The sequence below is a fragment of the Stenotrophomonas sp. SMYL11 genome, assembly GCF_036320005.1.
In the GTDB taxonomy this organism is placed as follows: Bacteria; Pseudomonadota; Gammaproteobacteria; order Xanthomonadales; family Xanthomonadaceae; genus Stenotrophomonas; species Stenotrophomonas maltophilia_A.
Genome location: NZ_JAWIRS010000009.1, coordinates 71,337 through 76,299, shown reverse-complemented (window position 1 = coordinate 76,299; position 4,963 = coordinate 71,337). Strand labels below are relative to the sequence as shown.

The window sequence follows — 4,963 nt, the reverse complement described above, 5'->3', positions numbered from 1 at the left end:
TGGTGGGGGCGGTTAGCGTCGCGCGGGCTCTACGCTCCAGAACCCCTGTCGAGCACGCTCGACTCTACGGTATGGAGCAGTCGAGCAAGCTCGACTCTACGGATCAAGGCAGTCGGGCGGGTTACGAGGGGCTGGCGCGGTCAGGCCGCCGAAGACAACGCCGGTTCCCCGGCGATCAGGCGGTCGAAGTACTCGGTGGTCAATGCGATCTGGCTGGCCGGATCTTCGGCACGGTTGACCACCGCGCGGAAGGCGGCATTCTCCGGCCGGTCCTTGGCATACCAGCCCAAGTGCTTGCGCGCGATGCGCACCCCCTGCGGCTCGCCATAGAACGCATGCAGTGCATGCAGGTGACCAAGCAGGATGTCGCGCACTTCCGCCAGTGACGGCGGCGGCAGTTCCTCGCCGGTGGCCAGGTAATGCGCCACCTCGCGGAAGATCCACGGCCGGCCCTGCGCCGAGCGCCCGATCATCACCGCGTCCACGCCGGTCTGCTGCAACACGAAAGCGGCCTTCTGCGGCGAATCGATATCGCCGTTGGCGATCACCGGAATGCGCAGCGCGGCCTTGATCTCGCCGATCGTGGCGTACTCGGCCTGGCCGGTGTAGTGCTGGTCGCGGGTACGGCCGTGCACCGCCAGTGCCGCGATACCGCTGTCCTCGGCGATGCGCGCGATCAGCGGACCATTGCGATGGTCGCAGTCCCAACCGGTGCGGATCTTCAGCGTGACCGGCACGTCCACCGCGTTGACCACGGCTTCGAGGATGCGCGCCACCAGCTGCTCGTCGCGCATCAGTGCCGAACCGGCCCAGGCGTTGCACACCTTCTTGGCCGGGCAGCCCATGTTGATGTCGATGATCTGCGCGCCGTGGTCCACGTTGTAGCGGGCGGCTTCGGCCAACTGCTGCGGCTCGGTGCCGGCGATCTGCACGCTGATCGGTGCCGGTTCGCCGTCATGGTCCATGCGGTGGATCGATTTGCGCGTGTTCCAGAAGCGCGGGTCGCTGATGGTCATTTCCGAGGCGGCCAGACCCGCGCCCAGCCGTTTGCACAGCAGGCGGAAAGGCTTGTCGGTGACGCCGGCCATGGGCGCCAGCACGACGTTGGGGGCAATGGTGTACGGGCCGATCTGCATGCGCCCATTGTAGGGCGCGGGCGGCGCTACGGCCGTGTCGGGGGCGTTCCGGTTCAGGCCGATCCGCACCCAGCTCATGCCGTACCGGCATCAACAGATGCTTGACGGTTGCTTCCGCCGCCCCCAAGGGCGGGCGATGGTAGGCGGCTACCCCAGGCTCTGCCAGGCCTGGCGGGCCTGCAGAATGCACAAAAAAGCCCGGGTGCCTGCGCCCCCGGGCTTCTCTACCCACGCATGGCGTGGATTTACTTTGCCTCGGAATCGGCCGGGGTGAAGCGCGGCATCGCCGCAGCGGCGCCTTCCTTCTCGGTGGAACGACCGGCGAACTGGTTGGCGAAGCGCACGTGGCGGGCGAACGGGGCGTCGGCCACCTGCGCCAGCGAGGCGGCCAGCGCACCGTTGAAGGCGTCACCGGCACCGGTGGTGTCGATCGCCTGCACCTGTTCGGCACCCACGCGGTAGTACGGCTGGGTATCGCCGCGCAGGTTCTCGTCGGCATGCGAGACGAACACGCCCACCGAACCCAGCGTGACCACCACGGTGCCGTTGCCGACCAGCTTGCGGCACAGCGCATGCAGGCTGGCACCATCCAGCGCGGCCACGTCGTTGGCATCCACGCGCTCACCGACATGGCGGCCGAGCAGGGCGGCGAACTCGGTCTCGTTCGGGGTGATCACATCGGCCAGCTTGAGCAGGCCGATGGTCGAGGGCGCATCGGCCGGTGCGGTGTTGAGCACGGTGGTGACGCCGGCCTCGCGGGCCGTGGCCAGTGCCGCTTCGATGGTCTGCACCGGCGATTCCAGCTGCACCAGCACCACCTTGGCGTGGGTCAGCAGGGCCTGCTGCTGTTGCAGGAAGTCGGTGCTGAGCGCGGCGTTGGCACCCGGGCCGATCACGATGGTGTTGCGGCCACGGGCATCGACGTAGATGCCGGCGGTGCCGGTCGGTTCGCTGCTGGCTTCGGCGATCAGACCGAAGCCGTCCTGCGCGGCCAGATCACGGGCGGTGGCGCCACCAGCGTCGTCGCCCAGCGCGCACACGAAGTGCGTGTCGGCGCCGGCGCGGCAGGCCGCCACGGCCTGGTTGAAGCCCTTGCCACCGGGGCCGGTGCTGTAACGGCCGGCAATGGTCGCACCCGGTGCCGGCAGCGACTCGCACCGCCACACGTGATCGACATTGAAGGAACCGACGACAACGACACTGCTGCTCATAGGGAATCTTTTCTCAACCAAGGGTTCAACTGAAGTGCGTCAGCACGCCGGCGATGGTCGCCGTCATGAAGGTGGCAATGGTACCGCCCAGCACGGCGCGCAGGCCGAACTTGGCCAGGTCGTGGCGACGTTCCGGGGCCAGGCCGCCAATGCCGCCGATCTGGATCGCGATCGAGCTGAAGTTGGCGAAGCCGCACAGCGCGTAGGTCGCGATCAGGCGGCCTTCTTCGGACAGGCTCACGCCGGCGATCTGGCCGTTCACGATCTGCGACAGCTCGGTGTAGGCCACAAACTCGTTGATCACGACCTTCTGGCCGATCAGCGAACCGACGGTGGTGGCATCGGCCCACGGGGTGCCGATCACCCAGGCGATCGGGGCCAGCACGTAACCGAAGATGGTCGACAGGTTGGTCGGCTTGCCGATGGCAGCGGCCAGGCCGGTCACATCGCCGATCCAGGTCAGCGGGGCGTTCAGCAGCGCGATCAGGGCGATGAAGGCCAGCAGCATCGCGCCGATGTTCAGCGCCAGCTTCAGGCCGTCGCCGGCGCCGGCAGCGGCCGCGTCGATGATGTTGCTGGAGGTCTTTTCGACTTCCATCTTCACCGTGCCGCGGGTCAGCGGGGTACCGGTTTCCGGGATCAGCAGCTTGGCCACGACCAGCGTGGCCGGTGCCGCCATGATGCTGGCCGCCAGCAGGTGCTTGGCGTAGAACGCCTGCTGCACCGGGTCGCCGCCGCCGAGCATGCCCACGTAGGCCGCCAGCACGCCGCCGGCGATGTGCGCCATGCCGCCGATCATCATGGTCAGCAGCTCGGACTGGGTCATCCTGGCGATGTACGGGCGCACGGTCAGCGGCGCCTCGGTCTGGCCGATGAAGACGCTGGCACAGACGCTGGTGGTTTCCGCACCCGACACGCGCATCACCTTGGTGATCGACCAGGCCATCACGCGCACGATCGCCTGCATGATGTTCAGGTGATACATCACCCCCATCAGCGCCGAGAAGAAGATGATGGTCGGCAGCACCTGGAAGGCGAAGATGAAGCCGTAGTTCTTGGTGTCCATCAACGAGCCGAAGATGAAGCCCGAGCCCTCGTTGACGTAGCTGAGGATCTTGACGAAGCCCTTGCCCAGCGCGTCGAACACATCGCGCCCGCCCGGCACCAGGATCACCAGCGCCGCAAAGGCGATCTGCAGGGTGATACCGGTGGCAACCAGCTTCCAGTCAACCGCGCGCTTGTTATTGGAAAACAACCAGGTGATGCCGATCAGCACCGCCAACCCGAACAGGCCGAAGCCGATCCTGCCCAAACCTTCGACCATGTGAGTGACTCCCCTGGGGCGTCGCGAAAAACGGGAAGCCTAGTGCAGGGCAGGGGCCGGGGCAAGAAAAAGCAGCGTGCGCGCGGCCATCGGTGCCGATCAGGCCAGCAACGGCAAGGGCTTGTGGCTGGCGGCGGCGGGTAGAATGGGGTTCGATCCCGGCCCGGATGCGGGCCCGCAGCAGGAGATTCGCATGCAATACCGTCGCCTGGGCTCCACCGGCCTGCCGATTTCCGCCCTGTCCTTCGGCGCCTGGGTGACCTTCGGCGACCAGGTCCCGCGCGATGAGGCCCGCAACCTGGTGGCCGCCGCCTGGGATCATGGCGTCAACTTCTTCGACAACGCCGAGGGCTATGCCAACGGCCGCGCCGAACAGGTCATGGGTGACGTGATCACCGACCTGCGCCTGCCGCGCGACGGTTTCTGCGTGTCCAGCAAGGTGTTCTTCGGCAGCGCCAAGGACCCGCGCCCGACCCAGCGCGGCTTGTCGCGCAAGCACGTGACTGACGCCTGCCATGCCGCGCTCAAGCGCCTGCGGGTGGACTACCTGGACCTTTATTACTGCCACCGCCCGGATCCGGACGCGCCGATCGCCGAGACCGTGCACGCCATGGATACCCTGGTACGGCAGGGCAAGATCCTTTACTGGGGCACCTCGGAGTGGTCGGCGGCGCAGATCCAGCAGGCGCTGGACATCGCCGAGGCGCACAACCTGCAGGGCCCGTCGATGGAGCAGCCGCAGTACAACCTGCTGCACCGCGAGCGGGTTGAGGTCGAGTACGCGCCGCTGTATGCCCGCGCTGGGCTGGGCACCACCATCTTTTCGCCGCTGGCCTCGGGCCTGCTCACCGGCAAGTACGACCAGGGCATCCCGGCCGATGCGCGGCTGGGGCGGGAAGGCATGGAGTGGTTGCAGGACCTGGTGCTGGGGGCCGACGCCGGGGCCCGCTTGGGCCAGGTGCGGCGCTTCAGCGAGGTGGCACGCGCGCTGGGCCATGCCCCGGCGACGCTGGCGATTGCCTGGTGCCTGCGCAACCCGAATGTCTCCAGCGTGATCCTCGGCGCCAGCCGGGTTAGCCAGCTGCTGCAGAACCTGCAGGCACTGGACGTGCTGGAGCAGGTCGACGCGGCCGGCTGGGCGCAGGTCGAAGCCGTCTTCGCCTGAACCCCGGGGCCGACCGGGCCTCGGGGGTCTCGGTCGGGCCGGCTCGGGCTCGGGCCTTGGTAGAGTCGAGGGGGTGTTGTGTCGGGGGAGTCACACGCGCGGCAGCTAGCCGGCAGCGAGACCACCC

4 protein-coding genes are annotated in these 4,963 nt (G+C 67.7%); 1 reads left to right on the top strand and 3 read right to left on the bottom strand.

What is annotated here, in order from left to right:
* Positions 1 to 140: 140 nt before the first annotated feature.
* The 3 genes from dusB to V3B46_RS13625 all read right to left on the bottom strand — a co-directional run bounded on the left by dusB (position 141) and on the right by V3B46_RS13625 (position 3,671).
* Entirely contained in the window at positions 141 to 1,136 is a 996-nt protein-coding gene (dusB, locus tag V3B46_RS13635; RefSeq protein ID WP_329892146.1) for a tRNA dihydrouridine synthase DusB, read from the bottom strand.
* 245 nt (positions 1,137 to 1,381) lie between these two features.
* Entirely contained in the window at positions 1,382 to 2,347 is a 966-nt protein-coding gene (locus tag V3B46_RS13630) for a ribokinase (RefSeq protein WP_329892145.1), read from the bottom strand.
* Positions 2,348 to 2,372: 25 nt separating this feature from the next.
* Positions 2,373 to 3,671, bottom strand: coding sequence for a NupC/NupG family nucleoside CNT transporter (locus V3B46_RS13625; RefSeq protein WP_303637950.1), 1,299 nt, complete (start codon positions 3,669 to 3,671; stop codon positions 2,373 to 2,375).
* 193 nt (positions 3,672 to 3,864) lie between these two features.
* Here V3B46_RS13625 and V3B46_RS13620 point away from each other — a divergent pair, with 193 nt between their 5' ends.
* Positions 3,865 to 4,836: an aldo/keto reductase gene (locus V3B46_RS13620; RefSeq protein ID WP_329892201.1), complete on the top strand. Its 972-nt coding sequence runs from the start codon at positions 3,865 to 3,867 to the stop codon at positions 4,834 to 4,836.
* The last annotated feature ends 127 nt before the right edge of the window (positions 4,837 to 4,963 follow it).

What these genes read in the sequence shown, in the direction of transcription:
- V3B46_RS13625 (WP_303637950.1), bottom strand. Translation starts at nt 3,671, where the DNA reads ATGGTCGAAGGTTTGGGCAGGATCGGCTTCGGCCTGTTCGGGTTGGCG.
- dusB (WP_329892146.1), bottom strand. Translation starts at nt 1,136, where the DNA reads ATGCAGATCGGCCCGTACACCATTGCCCCCAACGTCGTGCTGGCGCCC.
- V3B46_RS13630 (WP_329892145.1), bottom strand. Translation starts at nt 2,347, where the DNA reads ATGAGCAGCAGTGTCGTTGTCGTCGGTTCCTTCAATGTCGATCACGTG.
- V3B46_RS13620 (WP_329892201.1), top strand. Translation starts at nt 3,865, where the DNA reads ATGCAATACCGTCGCCTGGGCTCCACCGGCCTGCCGATTTCCGCCCTG.